The 20124-nt window shown below is 70.4% G+C and carries 1 protein-coding gene; it reads right to left on the reverse strand.

The features are described from left to right. Window positions 1-3: 3 nt before the first annotated feature. Window positions 4-20085, reverse strand: a complete 20082-nt coding sequence (locus tag AC1VWI_RS03470) for a hypothetical protein (protein ID WP_499509412.1) — start codon at window positions 20083-20085, stop codon at window positions 4-6. Between the last annotated feature and the right edge of the window lie 39 nt (window positions 20086-20124).

Genomic DNA, 20124 nt, shown 5'->3' on the forward strand with positions numbered 1-20124 from the left:
CCTCTACTGCTGCTGCGTGCCGGGCGGCGGTACCTGGTACCAGGACGGGTTGATGCTCGCACGGTACGCACCCGTCAGGTAAACCGACTGGATCGACTTCTCGAAGATCTTGAAGGGTAGCTGGATCCAGAAGTCCGCGAAGCCCTGCCGGTGGAAGAGCCGGCTGCCGCCGCCCAGCACGAGCGCGTTCTTGACCAGGGCGGTGGAGGCCGACGTGGTGAGGGCCGCCGCGGCGTTGATGCCGCCGTCCAGGAAGGCGTCCGCGCCGCTGAGCTTGACCGTGTTCCCGTTGGCGTCGCTGACGCCCCACACCGCGGCGTTCATGGCGCCGTTGACCCATCCCGAGATCACGCTGGTGCCCGCGCTGAAGGTGAAGTCGTAGATGCCTCCGCGCCAGCGGGTGGGGGTCTCGTTCCCGGCCCATTCGTTGGACCAGGTCTTGTCGTGGTTGAACGGCCTGCGCTGCGGGAGCTTGCCGCCGTCGATGTTGGCCAGGGTCGTCTTGAGGTTGCCGAGCTCGCGGAACCCGGCGGCCCGGTTCTCGTGCACGGCGATGCCGACCCCGGTCTTGACGCCCGCGGAGACGGCGGCGTTGGCGAACGCCTTCAGCACGTCCTTGCCGGTGAACGGCTTGTCCTGGGCCGCGGCCACGATGCCGTTCACGGCCAGGTTGGCACCGAACTCCAGGACGAACTCCTGGCCGAACTCCACGGCGGCCTTGTACGCCACCGTCCGCCAGTACGGTTCGTACCGCGCCTCGCGCAGCGCCGCACCCGCGTCGTCGGGGAGCATCGTCCCGGACCAGGGCATGCGCTGGGACTCGCGGATCCGGCGCCCCCAGCCGCGTATCTCGGTCAGCGGCCCGCGGTAGTCGTACTCGTTGCCGACCAGCTTCATCTGGCCGAGCGGACCGCGGCGCTCCCAGACCAGGCCGCTGTCCGTGCGCTGGGCGACGAGACCGCCGTCGGCGTCGTAACGGTTCCACTGCCCGCGCCAGGCGTCGGTCTCCAGGTATCCGGTGACGGTGCCGCCGGGGCCCGTCTCGGCCGTGCGTTCGCGGACGACGGAGCCGTGGTCGAACTCCTTCCAGACCGCGCCGGGCTCGCCGGCCGTGCGGCCGTACTCGCGGACGCGGGCCGGGCCGTCCAGATGCAGCGGCGTGTCGCGCAGGACGACCGTGGTGCCGTCGGCGGACCGCAGTTCGTCGCGGAAGTGGCGGGCGCCGGGCCGCCACTGGTCGTCCCAGGCGCCGGTGGCCCGGTTCCACCACATGCGGACCTGGCCGCCCTGGCCGGGTGCCGTCGCCGGTGAGCCGTCGCGCTTGAACTCGGCGGTCAGCCAGCGCTCGTTGCGGGCCGGGTCGCGCCAGGCGTCCACGAAGCGGCCCTTGTCGAGCATGCGGCGCTCGCGGACCAGGTTGCGGTTCGCGTCGAGGTCGCGGAAGGAGTCGTCCCAGGACAGCTTCGGGTCGTTGGAGCCGCGGAAGAACTCCCTGGAGCCGGAGCGGCCGAGGTGGCTGCCCTGGGCGTCCGTCTCCCGCCACGTCCACTTCGCGGAGTCCGCCCGCCCCGTGCCCTCGATGAAGCTGTTCGCGGCGCCGTTGGGGTTCGGGTGCCGCATCCCGGTCAGGTTGCCGTGGGCGTCACGGGTGACCCAGCTGCCGCGGCCGGAGGGATGTCCGACGACCGGCGCATCGACGTACTCGCGCACGACTCCGTCCGGCAGGCCCTCGCGCGCGACCCTCAGGCGCCCGTCCGGCCCCTGGAAGCGGTCCTGCCACAGCGGGCCGTCGGGAGCGCCTTGTTGCGGGACGCGGTAGCCGTGCCGGCCGCCGGAGTCCTCCCAGGGCACGTACGAGGCGTCGGCCGGGGCGTAGCCGGGGCCGCCGGCGTGGTCGCCGACCTTCAGCGTCGTGCCGTCGTGCAGCTTGGTCGTCAGGCGCGCGAAGTCGCCGTTCGCCGCCAGATCCAGGGTGCCGCCGTCGAGACCGACGTACCGCACGCCCGAGCCACCGGCACCGGCGCCGCCCCCGACGGGCCGCGTCTCCCAGGTGAACAGCTGGTACGCGTTGTCGCCGAGCACATGGGCGTACGCGCCCTCCGCGTGCCCCGCACCCGGCAGCAGGCCCTTGCGGACCCAGACGGGCGGGCGCTGCTCACGCCACCGCTCGGTGACCAGCAGGTGGCCGTCGACGACCTCGGCCTTGCCGACCTCCTTGCCGTGCGGCGACTGGCGCTGCCAGGTCCCGTCGGTCTTCCACCCGCCGGGCGCGGCGGCGTCCTGCACGAGCGTGTGCTCCTCGTACTGCCCGGCGTGTTCGGGCAGGTGGCCCATGCCCCACTTGCGCTGGACGAGGGTCCGTCCGTCGTCGGCGAGGTCGGTCCAGCCGGAGTCGTACCGGTCCGGGGTCCGCGGGCCCGCGGTCAGTTCCCTCGAGGCCCCGTCGTAGCGGTGCCAGCGCAGTTCGCCGTTCTCGTTCCTCAGCGCCAGCGTGTGGCCGGTGCCGTTGCCGTGCTTCTGCAGACCGGCCTGGTACTCGTGGACGACGTTGCCGCGCCCGTCGAGGTCGCGCCAGCCGGTGCCCGCGGTGTCGTACTCGCGGATGCCCGCGCCGGACAGGGTGGCCTCGTCGCCCCAGCGCGCCCAGCTCGTACGGGGGTTCATACGGCCGAAGTCGATGGTGTCGGTGCGGCGGAAGGAGTCGAGGAGCCCGCCGCCGGGCAGCGGCCGGCGCTCGAAGACCGGTACCGGTGCGCCGGTCGCGCTGAGCAGCACCACCCTGCCGTTCGCGGCGCCCGTCAGATCCGCCTTGCCGTGGTGGAACACCCCCGTGCCGGTTCCGGCGGGGCCCGTGCGCTCCCACACGCCGTTCGGGTGGTCCAGGACGTACTGATAAGGAGTGGGCCTGCCCTTGTCGAGGACGTTGAAGCCCTGCTTGACCAGGGTGCCGTCGGTACCGATCTGGATGAACTCCCCGTCCCGCGGCCCGCCGGTGTGCACGTGGGTCACCCGCAGACCGTCGGCCGTGGCGGTGACCTCCTGCCCGCGGAAGTGGGCGATGCGCGTGCCGGTCGCGTCCTCCAGCCAGGCGGCACCCTGCGCCGGGGTGACCAGGTTCAGGCCGTCCGGCACGCCCGGCAGCGCCGGGAGCGGCCGGCCGGTGGCGACGGGAGCGCCGTGCTCGTCGTACCGGGTGAAGGTCCCGTCGACCTCGTCGATCTGGCGCGGATGGGGCTCGGTGAGCTCCGAGAAGTATCCGTGTGCCGTGGGGAACGTCTCCGTGCCGGACAGTGAGTCCGTGTCCCGCAGCGAGGGGGCCGGGCCCGTACCGGAGGTCCCGTCATGCGCGTGCGGCACGGGTGGCACCGGCGGTACGGACGGCACGGGCGCGGGCGACGCGTGTTCGGCCGCCGCCACCCTCAGCTCGGCGGCCTCCGCATCGGCGAGCCGGACCTCCGCGGTCACGACCTGCTCGCGCGCCGCGTCCAGCCCGGTCCTGTTCGAGGACCCCTTTCCGACCAGGTCGAGGGCCTCAAGCCGCCGGAACTCCGCGTGCGCCCGGTTCAGGTCGCGCCGGGCGTCCTGCACGGCCGCCTCCGCGTCCGCCGTCGTCAGCGGGTCGTCGGCTCGCGGGGTCAGGTCCGGCCCCTCGTCCAGCGACCCGGCGTCCTCGTCGGCACGCCCCTTGCCCTTGCCGGGCGCGGGGGGTGCGACCGCGTCGTCCGTGACGGCACGGGTGTGCGGCACGTGAACGTGGTCGTGGCCGTGGTTGCGGACCTGGGCATGGATGAGGTCGAGGTGGCGGGAGCGCAGTCCGCCCTGGGTCAGGCCCTCCGGCGCGGCGTTGTGGTAGTTGCCCATGAGGCTGCCGTCGACCTCGGGCCGGTGGCCCGCCGTCGAGTCCCGGTACTCGTCCCGCAGACCCAGCTGGTGACCGAGTTCGTGCGCGAGGTCCTGCTCGGTGGCGTCGATGCGCCACTGGTGCTGGTTCATCGCACCGTCCGGGCCGCCCACCCTCACGTTCAGGTGGGCGTCCGCGGCGTTGCCCGAGACGCGCTCCAGCGTGACGTGCAGGACACTGCCGTCGCCCAGCACCTCACCGGGACGGTTGAAGACCCTCTCCACACCGCCCAGCGCTCGCTCCCACAGTGCGTCCACCTGGGCCGGCGACAGACCGTCGGCGGCCAGCCGGACCCGCACGGTCAGATCCGTGACGGAACGCTCGCCCAACGGGAACGTACGCACGTCGAAGCCGGCACGCACCTCGTACCGCGGCGCGTGAGCGCCACCGCCCCGCGGCGTCGACACCGGGTCCACCCACGAGTGCTTCACCGTGTCCGGCGCCGCCGCACCACGCGCCGCGTTCCAGCCCGGGTCCAGCGTCAGGTCAACATGGCCGTCACCAGCACCGTGGAGGAAGTCGTCCGCCGCACCCGTCGGCGCGGACACCGCCCGCGCCGACACCCCAGCGGGTTCGTCCAGCACCGGGAACGACCTGTCCCCGCTCTCCCAGCGCACCGTCACGGTCTCCGTGGCCGAGCCGTGGACGACGGTGTGCCGCACGTCCCGCTGGAGCCGCTCCAGCGTGTCCAGCAGACCATCCGGCGGGAAACGCTTGTTCAGCGCATCGAGCAAGCTGTCCTTCGAGACGCCAAGCTCGTCCGCCAGGTTCTGCGTGTGACCGGAATTGTTCTTCCAGCCCCGCGTGGCGTTGTTCGGGCCCACATGGATGGAGTTGTCCGCCGTCAGAATCGACGGCCCATGCTCGTCGATCAGATCCTGGGCAGCCTTCGAACGCGCGGTCAGGTGGAAGTCGCTCCCACTGATCGTGACCGACGACCCGCCCGCCACTCGCGTCTCATGACTCGAAGTGAGGACCACGTTCAGGTGGACGGCCACCTCCGCCCGCGTCCCACCATCGTGAACGGTGATGACGATCGGGCGCGAGATGAGGTTGTTGCCCCCGTTGTTACGGGTCTTCACACCGAAGTCAAAGCCACCGAGCGTACGGCGCACCTCGCTCGGCTTTGCACCCCCCGTACCGGTGATCACGTCCAGGATCTTGTCCGCGGTCAGCTTCGCGGTGCCAGTGGCGACCGGAGCGGCCGCGGAGACTGACTGCGGCACGTGCTTGTTGATGGCGTCGACCAGGGCGTTCCGGGTGTTGGCCGCGAGACCCACCAACTGGAGGGCCGTCTCTTTGCTGCCCGCATCGGTGACCAGTTGGGCACGGGCCGTCTCGTCGAGCACATCGGAGACCCTGCCCTTCACCATGCGGGTACCGTCCGTGGTGATCCCATGGAAGGCGATCTTCGCCAGGGCATCCGAGGTGCGCTTCACCTCCGTGATCCCCGGATGGTGCTGGACAAGGTAGTGCTGGATCTGCTTCGTCCATGTGTCGGGGTCCGCGTGACTCTGGGTCAGTCCGGTGAGGAGCGTCTCCGGCTTGTCCGACAACACCTTCTTGGCGATGCGCTCGCCATCCGTGACCACGGCAAGAGTCGAGTCGAACGCGACCATCTTGGACTTGTCCGACCAGTCGAAGTGGCGGTTCTTGATGAGGCTGTCGAGAAGGTGCTTCCCCTCTTCGGCTTCGTAGACGATCCTTCCGGCCTTGCCGAAACGGATGTCGCCCTCAAGGCCTTGCAGAATATTGGGTTTGACACGGATGAACGTATTGGGCTCAGGGAAATAGATCGCCCGTGCGTCGCTTTTCGCCATTGCGTCGCGGACGGCCAGATCGATGTCCGCCGCCTTCTTCTCGGCGATTCCCTTGGGCGTGACGCCTTCAGGAAGTGTGTATCCACCGCTCACCATCTCGGGAGCAGATCCGTTCTCGTCGGTCAGCGTCTGGATCTTCGCGGCGGCGCGGTCGAAGAGCGGCTTCCCGCCGACGACCATGCTCTCCACGTCGGCATCACCGACGTGCAGGTACACCTCGCCGCCGTCACTCCGCCTTACCTGGGTGAGCATGCCGCGCGTGAATTCGTCGCGGACGACGGCCTCTCGGAGGGCGCCGTAGGGGATCATCTTCTGGCCGCCGTCCCTCAGCAACTGGGCGCTGGGTTGCTCCCAGCTGAAGCCGGTGACCCTGACCGAGAAGTCGCCTTCCTTGTCCCATTGCTGAGCGAACTTCCTCACCGCACTGGTGATCTCAGCTTCCTTGCCCGCGCCGTTGACACCGATGACGAGGCCCAGCCGCTCGCCGAGGGACTCCTTGCCGAACGCCTTGCCGTACGTCTGCGCCAGCTTCAGCAGATCGGTGTCCGCGGTGGCGATGACGGTCGCGACGAAGCGGACGTCCTTGCCGGCCTGGAGCGAGCCCTTGGCCATGCCGTCGTACTGGGCCACCGGCGTCAACCGGTAGTGACCGGCGATGTTCTGGTAGCCGTCGGTGAACCGCATGGCGTCCGTCTGCCGCGTGAACGCGGGCGGGACGGCCGCCGTCTGGGAGGTGCCTGCCCTGCCGCCGCTCTTGCTGGGCGCGTGGGGGGCGATCCCGTCGACCGCGTCGAGGTCCACGTGCGGCACATGGACGTGGTCGTGACTGACGACCTGGGCGTGGATGAGGTCCAGGTAACGCGGCCGTAGTCCGCCCTGGGACAGACCCTCGGGTGCGGCGTTGTGGTAGTTGCCCATCAGGCTGCCGTCGACCTCCGGGCGATGCCCGGCGGTGGTGTCCCGGTACTCGTCCCGCAGACCCAGCTGGTGACCCAGCTCGTGGGCCAGGTCCTGCTCGGTGGCGTCGACACGCCACTGGTGCTGGTTCATCGCACTCTGCGGACGCCCGACGTGCACGTTCAGGTGCGCATCGGAGGCCTTTCCGGTGACCCGCTCCAGCGTCACGTGCAGGACACTGCCGTCGCCCAGCACCTCACCGGGACGATTGAAGACCCTCTCCACACCGGACACCGCACGGTCCCACAGGGCATCCACTTCCGGCTGCGACAGGCCTTCGTCGGCCAGACGCACCTTCACCGTCAGATCCGTGACCGAACGGTCTCCGAGCTCGAACCTGCGCACGTCATAACCCGCGCGGACCTCGTACCGCGGCGCATGGGCGCCACCACCCCGCGGCGTCGACACCGGGTCCACCCACGAATGCTTCACCGTGTCCGGCGCCGCCGCACCACGCGCCGCATCCCAACCCGCGTCCAGCGTCAGATCCACCCGCCCGACACTCACACCCGAGCTGCGCAGGACGTCATCGACCGCGCCCGACGGCGCGGAAACCGCCCGCGCCGACACCCCAGCGGGGTCGTCCAGAACCGGGAACGACTTGTCCCCGCTCGCCAGGCGCACCGTCACCGTCTCCGCACCGGAGCCGTGGACGACGGCGTGCCGCACGTCCTGCTGGATCCGCTCAAGCGTGTCCAGAAGACCATCCGGCGGGAAACGCCTGTTCAGCGCCTCAAGCAGGCTGGACTCAGAGACGCCCAGTTCATGCGCCAGATTCGTGAAGTTCTCATCCTCGTTGTTCCAGCCCGACCTGGCGTTGCCCGGCCCCACGTGAATGGAGTGGTCCGCCGTCAGAATGGACGGCCCATGGGCGTCGATCAGATCCTGGGCCGCCCTCGAACGGGCGGTCAGGTGGAACTTGCTCCCGGTGATCGTCACTTCCGTCGTACTGGTGAGCTTCTTCCCGCCCACCTTCACATCGACCTCGTTGCCCGAGCTGAGCATCACGTTGAGGTGGACGGCCACTTCCGCCTGCGTCCCACCGTCATGGACCGTGATGACGATCGGGCGCGAGATGAGGTTGTTGCCCCCGTGGTTACGGGTCTTCACGCCGAAGTCGAAGCCACCGAGCGTCCGACGCGCGTCCTCGGGCCTCCCGCCGCCCTTGCCGATGACGGCGTCCAAGACCTCGTCCCCGGTCAGCCGCGTGGAGCCCGCGGCAGCCGGCGCGGCGGCGGAGACGGACTGCGGCAGGTGCTTGTTGATGCCGGTGACCAGAGCGTTGCGGGTGTCGATGGACATCTGGACGAGCTGCCTGAAGGTGTCGTTGACGCCACCGGCCGCTGAGCGAACCGCCGTCCATTGGTCGTTCAGAACCCGGCCTAGTTCCGCCCCCTTCATCACCTGGAGTTGCGTACCATCCACTCGGATGTCGTGGAAGGCAATCGCGGCCAGGCTCTTCGCGACGTGCTGGTCCTTGGCGAGGACACCCGGGTGATGCAGCCTGAGGTAGTGCTCCATCTGCTCGGTCCAGGTCTTGGAGTTCGCGTGGCTCTGCGTGAGACCGGTGAGGAGCGACTCCGGGTCGCCTCCCACTCCCACGGCGATGCGGTCGCCGTCGGTGACGAGGGCGAGACCCGAGTCGAAGACCACGGCCTGGTTCTCCCGCCCCGACCAATTGTGGCGGCGGTTCTTGACGAGGCTGTCGAGGAGTCGTTCCCCTTCCCTGGCCTCGTAACTGATGGCCCTTCCGGAGATCTCGCCGAACCGGATGTCCTTCGCAAGGCCCAGGGAGTTGGCCGGGTCGACACGGATGAAGGTGTTGGGCTCGGGGAAGTAGATCGCCCGTGCATCGGTCTTCGCCATCGCGTCGCGCACGGCCAGGTCGAGGTCGGCGGCGTTCTTCGCGCCACCCTCGGGGAGGGTGTAGCCGCCGCTGACCATCTCGGGAGCAGATCCGTTCTGGTCGGCCAGCGATTCGATCTTCGAGGCGGCACGTTCGAAGAGCGGCTTCCCGCCGACAACCATGTTCTTGACGTCAGCGTCGCCGACGTGCAGGTACACCTCTCCCCCGGCGTTCAGCTTGACCTTGTTGATCATGGCATGGGTGAGGTCGTCCCGGATCACCGCCTCACGGAGGGCGCCGTAGGGGATCTCCTTCTGGGCACCGGCCGCGACGAGCTTGGGATCGGGCTGACGCCAGGTGAAGCCGGTGACGGAGACCTCGAAGTTGCCTTCCCTCTCCCACTGCCGGGAGAACTTGCGCACGGTGTCGGCGATCTGGGTTTCCGTGCCGGCACGCCCGTTCACACCGATGACAAGGCCGAGCCGCTCACCAACCACCGACTTGTCGGTGAACTCCGTCCCGTACGTCTTCGCCAGCTTCAGCAGATCGGTGTCCGGGGTCGCGATGACCGTGGCGACGAAGCGGGTACCTTCACCGCCCTGAAGCGCGCCCTTGGCCGCACCGTCGTACTGGGCCACCGGCGTCAACCGGTAATGGCTTGCGATGTCGCCGTATCCCTCGCTGAAGCGCACGGCGTCCGTCCGCTCCGTGAACGTGGGCGGCACAGGACCCAACTGCGAGCTACCTGCGCTGGTGTTGCCCTTAGGTGCATGGGGGGCGATCCCGTCGACCGCGTCGACGTCGACGTGCGGCACATGGACGTGGTCGTGACTGACGACCTGGGCGTGGATGAGGTCCAGGTAACGCGGCCGCAGCCCGCCCTGGGACAGACCCTCGGGTGCGGCGTTGTGGTAGTTGCCCATCAGGCTGCCGTCGACCTCCGGGCGATGCCCGGCGGTGGTGTCCCGGTACTCGTCCCGCAGACCCAACTGGTGACCCAACTCGTGCGCGAGGTCCTGCTCGGTGGCGTCGACACGCCACTGGTGCTGGTTCATCGCACCACGCGAGCCACCCACGTTCACGTTCAGATGGGCGTCGGAGGCATTCCCCGCGACCCGCTCCAGCGTCACATGCAGGACACTGCCATCGCGCATCACCTGCCCCGGACGGTTGAAGACCCGCTCCACACCCGACAGCGCACGGTCCCACAACGCGTCCACCTGGGCCGGGGACAGACCCTCGCCGGCCAGACGCACCCTCACCGTCAGATCCGTGACAGGACGCCCACCGAGCTCGAACCTGCGCACGTCGTAGCCCGCGCGGACCTCGTACCGCGGCGCATGGGCGCCACCACCCCGCGGCGTCGACACCGGGTCCACCCACGAATGCTTCACCGTGTCCGGCGCCGCCGCACCACGCGCCGCATCCCAGCCCGCGTCCAGCCTCAGATCCACCCGCCCCGCACCAGGACCCGCACCGTGGAGGATGTCATCCACCGCACCCGCCGGCGCGGAAACCGCCCGCGCCGACACCCCAGCGGGTTCGTCCAGCACCGGGAACGACCTGTCCCCGCTCTCCCAGCGCACCGTCACGGTCTCCGTGGCCGAGCCGTGGACGACGGTGTGCCGCACGTCCCGCTGGAGCCGCTCCAGCGTGTCCAGCAGACCATCCGGCGGGAAACGCCTGTCGAGCGCATCGAGCAAGCTTTCCTTCGAGACGCCAAGCTCGTCCGCCAGGTTCTGCGTGTGACCGGAATTGTTCTTCCAGCCCCGCGTGGCGTTGCTCGGCCCCACATGAATGGAGTTGTCCGCCGTCAGAATCGACGGCCCATGCTCGTCGATCAGATCCTGGGCAGCCTTCGAACGCGCGGTCAGATGGAAGTCGCTCCCATTGATCGTGATCGACGACCCGCCCGCCACCCGCGTCTCATGACTCGAAGTCAGAACCACGTTCAGGTGGACGGCCACCTCCGCCCGCGTCCCACCATCGTGAACGGTGATGACGATCGGCCGCGAGATGAGGTTGTTGCCCCCGTTGTTACGGGTCTTCACGCCGAACTCGAAGCCACCGAGCATGCGACGCTCGTCCCCCAGCCTCCCGCCGCCCCTGCCGACGATGGCGTCCAGGACGCCGTCCCCCGTCAGCCGCGCGGAGCCGGAGGCAGCCGGCGCCGCCGCCGAGACGGACTGCGGCAGGTTCTTGTTGATGCCGTCGACCAGTGCGTTACGGGTGTCGACGGCCATGTCGATCAGCTGCTTGAACGTGACCTTGTCGTCCCCGGTGGCCTTGATCAGCGCCTTCCACTCCGCCTTCCGGGCAGTACCGAGTTCCTTGACCTCCAGCTTCGCGAGGGTGGTGGTGCCGTCCGCCTGGATCTCGTGGAAGGCGATGGCCGCCAGGCTCTTCCCGGCGTTCGCGTCCTTCACGAGCACGTCCGGGTGGTGCAGCTTGAGGTAGTGCTCGATCTGCTCGGTCCAGGTCTTGGAGTTCGCGTGGCTCTGGGTCAGCCCGTTGAGGATCGACCGCGGGTCGTTCCCCACTTCCTTGGCGATCCGGTCCCCGTCCGTGACGAGGGCGAGACCCGAGTCGAACACGACGGCCTGGTTCTCCCGCCCCTGCCACAGGTGGCGGCGGTTCTTGACGAGGCTGTCGAGGAGACGTTCCCCCTCCCTGGCCTCGTAACTGATGGTGTCCCCGGAGATCTCGCCGAACCTGATGTCCTTCTCGAGGCCGAGGGAGTTGTCCGGGTCGACACGGATGAAGGTGTTGGGCTCGGGGAAGTAGATCGTCCGCGCATCGGTCTTCGCCATCGCGTCGCGCACGGCCAGGTCGAGGTCCGCGGCGTTCTTCGCGGCACCCTCGGGGAGGGTGTAACCGCCGCTCACCATCTCCGGAGCGAGCCCGTTCTCGGCACTCAGGGATTCGATCTTCGCGGCGGCACGCTCGAAGAGCGGCTTCCCTCCGACGACCAGGCTCTTCACGTCGGCGTCACCGACGTGCAGGTACACCTCTCCCCCGGCGTTGAGCCTGACCTTGTCGAGCATGCCACGGGTGAGGTCGTCCCGGATCACCGCCTCACGCAACGCGCCATAGGGGATCTCCTTCTGGGCGCCGGCCGCGACGAGCTTGGGATCGGGCTGGTGCCAGGTGTAACCGGTGACGGAAACCGCGAAGTCGCCCTCCTTCTCCCATGCCTGGGCGAACTTGCGCACCGAGTCGGCGATCGCGGTCTCCGTGCCGGCGCGGCCGTTGACACCGATGACCAGGCCCAGCCGCTCGCCGAGGGACTCCTTGCCGAACGCCTTGCCGTACGTCTTCGCCAGCTGCAGCAGATCGGTGTCCGCGGTCGCGATGACCGTGGCGACGAAGCGGGTGCCGTCACCGGCCTGGAGCGAGCCCTTGGCCATGCCGTCGTACTGGGCGAGGGGCTTCAACTCGTAGTGACCGGCGATCTTCTGGTAGCCCTCGGTGAATCGCGTGGCGTCCGTCTGCCGCGTGAAGGTGGGCGGGACGGCCGCCGGCTGCGAGGGATTCGGCTTGGCCTTCTTCGGTGCGTGGGGGGCGATGCCGTCGACCGCGTCGACAGCCACGTGCGGCACGTGCACGTGGTCGTGGCCGGCGACCTGGGCATGGATGAGGTCGAGGTACCGGGGGCGCAGCCCCCCCTGGGACAGACCCTCCGGGGCGGCGTTGTGGTAGTTGCCCATCAGGCTGCCGTCGACCTCCGGGCGGTGCCCGGCCGTGGTGTCCCGGTACTCGTCCCGCAGACCCAACTGGTGGCCCAGCTCGTGCGCGAGATCCTGCTCCGTGGCGTCGATCCGCCACTGATGCTGGTTCATCGCACCCCGCGCGCCACCCACGTTCACGTTCAGGTGGGCGTCAGAGGCGTTGCCCGTGACCCGCTCCAACGTGACGTGCAGAACGCTGCGGTCGCGCAACACCTCACCGGGACGGTTGAACACCCGCTCCACACCCGACACCGCACGGTCCCACAGCGCGTCCACCTGGTTCGGTGAAAGCCCGTCACCGGCCAGACGCACCTTCACCGTCAGATCCGTGACCGGACGCCCGCCGAGCTCGAACCTGCGCACGTCATAGCCCGCACGCACCTCATACCGAGGAGCATGCGCACCACCACCCCGCGGCGTCGACACCGGATCGACCCACGAGTGCTTCACCGTATTCGGCGCCGCCGCACCACGCGCCGCATCCCAGCCCGCGACCAGCCTCAGATCCACCCGGCCGGCGCCAGAACCCGCACCGTGCAGGACGTCACCCGCCCCGCCCGACAGGCCGGTAACGGCAGGCGCCGACACACCCCCGGAGTCACCCCGGACGGGGAACGACTTGTCGCCCTGGAAGTGAACCCGCACGTCCTCCGCGCCGGAGCCGTGGACGACGGCGCGCTCCACGTCGTCCTGGAACCGGTGGACCGTCTCGACGAGTCCGCTCGGCGGGAACCGGTTGTCGAGTGCCTCGATGAGCTTCTGTTCCGAGACGCCGAGAGCCTGCGCGAGGTTCCTGGTGTTGCCCGGCCTGCTGTTCCAGCCGGACGAGAGGGCGTTGCTCGGCCCCACGTGGATGGACTTCGACGCGGTGTCGCTGGAGGCTCCGTGCAGGTCGATCACGCCCTGGTCGGTGTGCGGCCGCGCGGTGAGGTGGAACTTGCTCCCCGTGATCGTGACTTCCGTCGTGTTCGCGACCTTCTTCCCCGCCAGCGTCACGTCGGCCTCGTTGCCCGAGCTGAGCATCACGTTCAGGTGGACGGCCACCTGCGCTTCCGTTTCTCCGTCCTTGACCGTGACCACGATCGGCCGTGAAACGAGATTCTTGCCGTTGTTGTTGCGGGTGCCCGCGCCGAACTCGAAACCGCCGAGCGTGCGGCGTTCCTCGCCGCCGTTGCGCCCACCCGTGCCGATGACGACGTCCAGAATCCCGTCCTCGGTCAGCTTCGTGGTGCCCCCCGAGGCGGACGGTGCCGCCGGGGAGACGAACGAGGCGTCGCCGGAGCCCTCGACGCGCGCGGCCGTACCCGTGAAGAGGCCGTCCCGGGGCACACCGTCGCGGTCGAGGAGCGAGGCGGTGAAGACGAGGTCGTCGTAGCTCGCGTGCACGCCGTCGACGGCCCCTCCGGCCGCGCCCTCGCCGGGTGCGGAAGCCGGTGCCGGTGCGTGTGACGGCGACGGGCCCGGACCCGGGAGGTGACCCCCGCCGGCACCGGAGGACGACGGGCCGGGGCCACCCGAGTGGGCTCCGCCGGTCCCGGGCGGCGCCGGGTGCACGCCGGGGGCGCGGCCCGCGCCCGGTCGCGCGTTGTGGATCTCGACAGTGAAAGAGAGCCCCTTGTCCTGGGCGAACTGCTCGAGTTGCAGCTTCTGTGCCTGCAGCGCCGGGTCGAACCCGTCGTCCACGAGCACGACGCGGTTGAGGTCGTCCCACTTCACGCCGCCGTGGATCTGGGCCTCGAAGTACCTGCCGAGGTTGCGCTCCAGCGTTCCGGCGTCCCGGAATCCGCGGAACGCGCTGTCGTACTGGAAGCCGGTCGCCTCGGCGAAGGCCAGCCGGACCAGGGGTTCGGGACCGTGGTTGAGCAGCGGCAGCATGTTGCCGCGGCCGGTGACGCTCCGGGCGCCCTCCAGTCCCTCGATGAAGCTGTCCGCCGGTGTGAACGTGGCGCGCTGCATCACGTCGGGATTCAGGTGGAAGACCGCCCGCCCGTACATCTTCACGCCGCCCGGCCGGTACTTGGACGTGAGGGCCGCGTAGTTGGGCAGGTCCACGAGGTCGTCGGCGGTCGGGGCGAACGGCCGTCCCTGCGCGCCCGGGTAGATCCCGGACGCCTCGGTCGTCCGCTTCACGGACGCCGGCAGGCCGAGAGCCTCCTCCGTCTTGCCGCGGGTGACGTAGTACCCCGCGTTGGCGTTGTTGGCCTCCCACGCGTTGCGGAGCAGCTGGGTGTCCGAGGTCAGTGCGTCCAGGAGCGTCCCTCCGGTCGGCGTGATGTCGCCGAGCTTGAGGTTGACCGTGAGCGAGAGGTCCTCCTGGAGGTGCCGGTGGACCTTGGCGATGAGCTCGTGGGCCTGCGCCCCGTCGAGCGGGTAGCCCTCCGCCCACTTCCAGTCGCCGCTGTTCAACTTCTGCGTCAGCAGGTCCGTGTCCGCCGTCAGCGTGCGCAGAGCCCGCCGCTCGGCCATGACGATCGCGGAGAGCTGCGGCATCCGCAGGTTCGCCAGCTCCGGGCGGCCTTCGAGGGCGTGGAACAGCTGCACGTTCTCCTCGAACGACTTCTGCTGCTGCACCAGCACCGACTTCAGCGCGTCGTCGTGCTCCGCGCCCGCCAGCCCCTTGGCCAGGATGTCCTGGTGCGCCGTGAGGTCGCCCTCGTACGCCTCCCTGCCGTTGCCCCCGGTCCATCCCTTGGCGGACTCCGGCTCGCTGATCCAGCGGGCCACCGTCAGGTCCTGGCCGCTGGGCACCAGTGCGTGGCTGGTCTTCCCGCCTTCCAGCGGGGTGACGACGTGCGTCGCGGAAGGGACGTGGTCCACGGACTGCACGACGCCTTCGGGGGCGGGCGGAACGACATCGGCCCGGCCCCTGCCGCGGAACAGCGACCGCAGCCCCTCGGGCAGGTGTGGAGCCGCGCCGCCGAGCCCGTACCCGCGGTACGCCTGCACCTCGGGGAACGGCGCGCCGCCGGTCACGTCGGACCAGTGGGCCTCCGCCTGGGCCAGCGCGGCGTCGGCCTGCCTGACTTGCTGCCACGACTCGAGGTAGCGGAAGCCGTCGGCCTCGGCCGAGGTGCCGAAGCCTTCGACGTAGCGTGTCTGCAGGTCGTCGCGGATCATCCGGGCGTTGATCAGCTCCCGGCGGGCGTCGGTGATGGCCGCCGACGCGTCGATGTCCGACAGGTCGTCCCCGAGGTCCCCGCGCAGGCCGTCGTGGTGCGACCCGGTGCCGGTGGAGTCCAGGGTGCCGGTGCCGGTGGGCGACTTGCCCTTCCCCTTGTCCCCCACCGCGGGGGGCGTGTCCGGGACGTCGTGGACCGCCGCGCCCACCGAACCCTCGGGCGCCGCGGGCCGCGCGTCGAGCACGGCGTCCATGAAACCGTCGGTGAACCGGCCCGCGTCGGTGTGCCACAGCGGCAGGTTCCGCGCCGCGTACAGGTAGGCGTTCTCCAGCTGCGCCGCCGTGATCCGGTGTTCCTCCAGGACGTGCGTCCCACCCCCCGGGGCCCCGTCGACGGTGCCGCGGACGGCACCGAACTCGCCCGGCGCACCCGGGCCCAGGGGCACCGGCGCGTCCCGCCCCGGCAGCCAGACCGTCAGCGAACGGGCACCCGTCGAGCCGTCGGTCCCCAGGACCAGCCGGATGTCGGCGGCGGGGTCGGCGATCGCGTGCTCCAGGTGCTGCCGCACCGGCCGCGTGTCGTCCATGAACCGTACGACGTCGTCCCCGCCGGCCCCGTGGACGACCGGCGGCGAACCGGCCGGCAGGTCGTCCACCGAGTGGCGGAACACGCCCATGTCGTCGAGCATGTCGTCGATCTCGTCGAACATGTGCTGCACGTCGGACGGGTACTGCACGGAGGACGGCGGCAGGTGTCCGGTGGAGTCCCCCGCGGCCGACGTGCCGGGACTCGGGGCCGGTTCCGGGACGCTGTCCACGGAGCCCCTCCCGATCCCCGAGAGCGAGTCGCCGGCGGCGGGCGCCGTCACCGACGGTCCCGGCAGATCGGACAGCCCCGGACGGAGCGTGCCGTAGGTCTCGCCGAGCTGACGCGACAGCTGGCGTCCGGCGTCGTCACCCGAGGTGAGGATGGTGTGGGTGATCATCTTCTCGAACTGGTCGAGGATCAGGAGACGTTCCTTCTGCGGAGCCGTCGCGAGATTGCCGTCGATCAGGGGGCGCTGGTGGTCGAAGAGCACGAAGGTCTTCGCCTGGTCGGTGGCGGCCTGGAACCGGCCCTGGTCGTGGAGCCGCCAGTCCTCCACCTCGCCGAAGGCGTCCTGGTACCGGATCGTGTCGTCGGCGGTCAGCTTGGCCACGGGCGACGTGCCGTCCGCCCAGTGCCAGGCGCCGTCGCGGCGCAGCATCGTGTCGACGAGCCGGTACGGGGCCGCCACCCACAGGTCCGCCACGGACTTCCCGAGCGCGGCGGAGACGAAGCCCTCGGCGAACCTCACGCAGTTGTAGCGGAAAAGGTCGTACACGGCGCCGGAGTTGGCCATCGCGTACCGGTACCCGTCGAACAGCTGCGCCGCCGTGATCCGGTAGGTGCCCAGTACACGGACGTGCCCGGAGACGAGGTATTCGGCGTCGTTGACGATGGCACCCGGGTTGCCGAAGAGGTTTCCGTCCTCGGGGTAGAAGCCGATCGTGAGCGGCTTGCGCTCGCCCGGCAGCATCACGGCCACCATGGCGTGGCCCACGTCGTCGGAGAACTCGCGCCAGGTCCGGCCTCCGGGGCTCGCCACGAGGGCCACCTCGATGTCCGCCGCGGGGTTGTCGAAGGCCCGTTCCACGTGCTGCCGCAGCGGGCGGATCAGGTCCACGAACTCCGAGAAGCCGTCCAGGTCCTCGGTGCCGTGCTCGCCGACCGGGGAACCGGGCAGCGAGTCGTCGTCCATGTCGAAGTGCGAGCGCATCGGTGCGCCGGTGTCGTCCAGGACCAGGTCGTCGAGCCCGTCGAGCAGGCCGCTCTCCGGCCTCGGCGGGACGGGGGGTGCGTGGTGCCCGCCCGGCCCCGGGGTGACGGGCGCGTCGTCGGCGAAGTCCGTGTCCCTGACGCCGCCGGGGAGTTTCCCGCGTTCCGGGCCCGCGAGGTGCACGGCCAACTGGTCCGCCTGCGCCCGGACGTCGACCTTGGTGAAGGCGGCGCCGCGCAGGTCCTCCAGCACCTGGCGGGCGGCGGTCACGGTCTCCACCGTCACCGCGTCCGCGCCCATCTTGCCCAGCTTCAGGTTGACCTCGTGGAACAGTTCCGCCTGGTGCGAGTGCACGCGCCCGCCGCCCGACGTCGCGGGCGGCACCGGGGCGGGGTCCTGACGCAGCGGCACCGCCACGTGCCCGTCGCCGGTGACGGCCACCTTGTCGTGCGGGGCCGGGGTGACGACCGCGTCGTCGGTGTTCCGCGCGGGTGCGCCGGCGAACGCGTGGCCCGCGTCGACGTCCACGGTCTTCCCGGCCCCGGTCCCGGGCGCGCCGGCGAAGGCCGGGCCGTCGACGGGACGGACGCCCCGGCCGTCGTCGAGGAGGTCGAGCGCGGAGCGGGCCGCGTCCTTGGGCGGTGTGCCGTGCACGCCGCCCTTGGGCACGCCGGAGGCGGGTGCGCCGTGGGCGGCGGAACCGGGCGTGGTGTCGGTGACCACGGAGCCGGGGCGTCCGCTGCCGGCGGGCCGCACGATCTCGTCCAGGCTCAGATGGGCCTGGTTGGCGCGGGCGGCACCGGCGACGTTGTCCCCGAGGTCGGACCCGATGTGGGTGGGCACCGGGTTGTTCGGCGTCCCCTTGGCGCCGCCCGACAGCAGGTCGAACGCCGAGCCTCCGGCGGCACCGGTGCCGCTCTGGTGCCCGGGGACCCCGGTGAGCGGGCCGTGGGCCCCGGGCGTTCCACCCGGAGCCCCCAGGAGGTCGTGGACCCCGGCACCGCTCGGCGGCGCCTGGACGCCGGTCAGCGCGGTGTGCGCGGCACCGGTTCCCGCACCCGGGGCGCCGGGGGCGGCGAGCAGGTCGTGCAGGGCCGTGCCGCCCGGAGCGGGCGCGGGCACACCGGTGAAAGCGGTGTGCACCGCGCCGGTCCCGCCGGGCGGTGCGGTCAGGACGCCGGCCGGACCCTGCGCGAGCAGGTTCCCTCCGTTGCCCTTGGCGACGAGGGCGGCGACGTCCACGCCTTCGTGCACGGCCGGGGCGCCGGCGGAGCCGGGCACATACAGACCGGAGGAGTGCGTCACATGGCCACCCGGGGCCATCGAGCTCACCCCGAGTCCCCCGCTCATCTGGCCGGGCGCCCCGTCGAGGGCGTCGATCCTCATCCGGCTCATCTGCGTACCGGCGATGTCGACCACGTCGTCCATGTGCCGCACTGCCCGGAATCCCGCGGTCGAGTTGTCGAACACGGCGTTCGCCCCGTGCACTGAAACGGGGTTGACCGTGCCGACCCGCAGCCCTGTCAGGTCGACGGTGCCGACGGGCGCCACGGAGAAGGAGGACGGGCGGACGGAGGTGTGGGTGTCGGCGAAGTTGCCGAAGCGCACGTCCGCCAGGTCCATGCGGGCCATGTTGATGTTGGCGTGCCCCAGGTCCAGGTGCGGGGTCGCACCGTGCGGACCCATCGGCACGGCACTCACGGTGTGCGCGACCGTGCCGCCGACTGGCAGGTCCCACACGCCGCGGCCCATGACGCCGCGGTCCCAGAAGCCCATGCGCAGGGCGCCCTTCAGCCCGTACTCCGCGATGTCGGTGTGCGTCACCGGGAGGATCAGGCGCGTCCACTTGGCGCCGCCCATCTGGCTGCTCCAGGTCTCCTGTGCGAAGAGCCGGAAGTTCTGCCACGCCCCGGGGGCGCCGGCCCGTATGGCCGACCCCCAGCCGCGCACCACCACGGGGATGGAGCGGACGCCCTGCACGACGACGAGTCCGCCCTTGACGAACACCGAGCCGCCGAGCGCGGGCACGTTGTGGAAGTTCTGCATGACCCACAGTCCGCCCTGGCGCACCCAGGTCAGGCTGATCCGCGCGACGTCCCTCAGACCGGTGAAGACGGTGGCGAACCGGAACCCGCTGACCATGTCCTTTATGGACATGAAGCCGTTGCGTCCCCACTGGAGGGCGGCCTTGAAGCCGGACTTGAGGAGACCGCCGATGGCGAAGATCGGCAGCGCCTTCGTGGTGGGGGCGATGATGCCGAGCCCGGCGAGGAACAGGTCGAGGAAACCGATGTCGCCGCGGGCGAAGTCGATGGCCGCCTTCACGAACAACGTCATGTTGACGCCGAGCGCGAGCAGGGCGACCGGCCCGCCGAAGATCAGCGCCGGGACGATGAGGATGATCGCCAGGATCTGGAACATCTCCCAGAAGACCTGGCAGTCCGAGATCGGCAGCCGGATGTCGGAGGCGTTGTTGACCGCGTTCGCGATGGTGTTGCCCACCTCGTCGAGCTCCGTGCCCGCGCTCTGGGCGGTCTGCCGAAGGGCCTCCAGTTGCGGGTCGTCCTCCGGCAGGCCGCGTGCGGCCGACAGGGCGCCGTCCGCCCTCCGCTGGGCGTCCTCGATGTGGTTCGCCCAGGCGCCGAGGTTCTGGGAGACCTCCCAGAAGGAGTCGGCCACGTCGTTGATGTGGTTGCGCAGCCTGTCGTCGACCTTGCCCCGCAGCGCGTCGGCGGTCTTCCCAGCGAAGACACTGCTGTCCGCCGTGTTCATCACCTGGTCGATGGCCTGCGCGATGGACCTCGCCTGCGTACCGATCTTGACCAGGTCGTCGACCAGCAGACGGATCTGGACCGGGTCTCCGGGGGTCGGGTCCCCGTGGAGGCCGAGAACGTTCCAGTCGCTCGGGCGAGGCATGTCAGGGATTCCTCCCGGTTCGGCGCAGAGGAGCACGGC

It is taken from the genome of Streptomyces sp. TOM-9 (assembly GCF_056858595.1).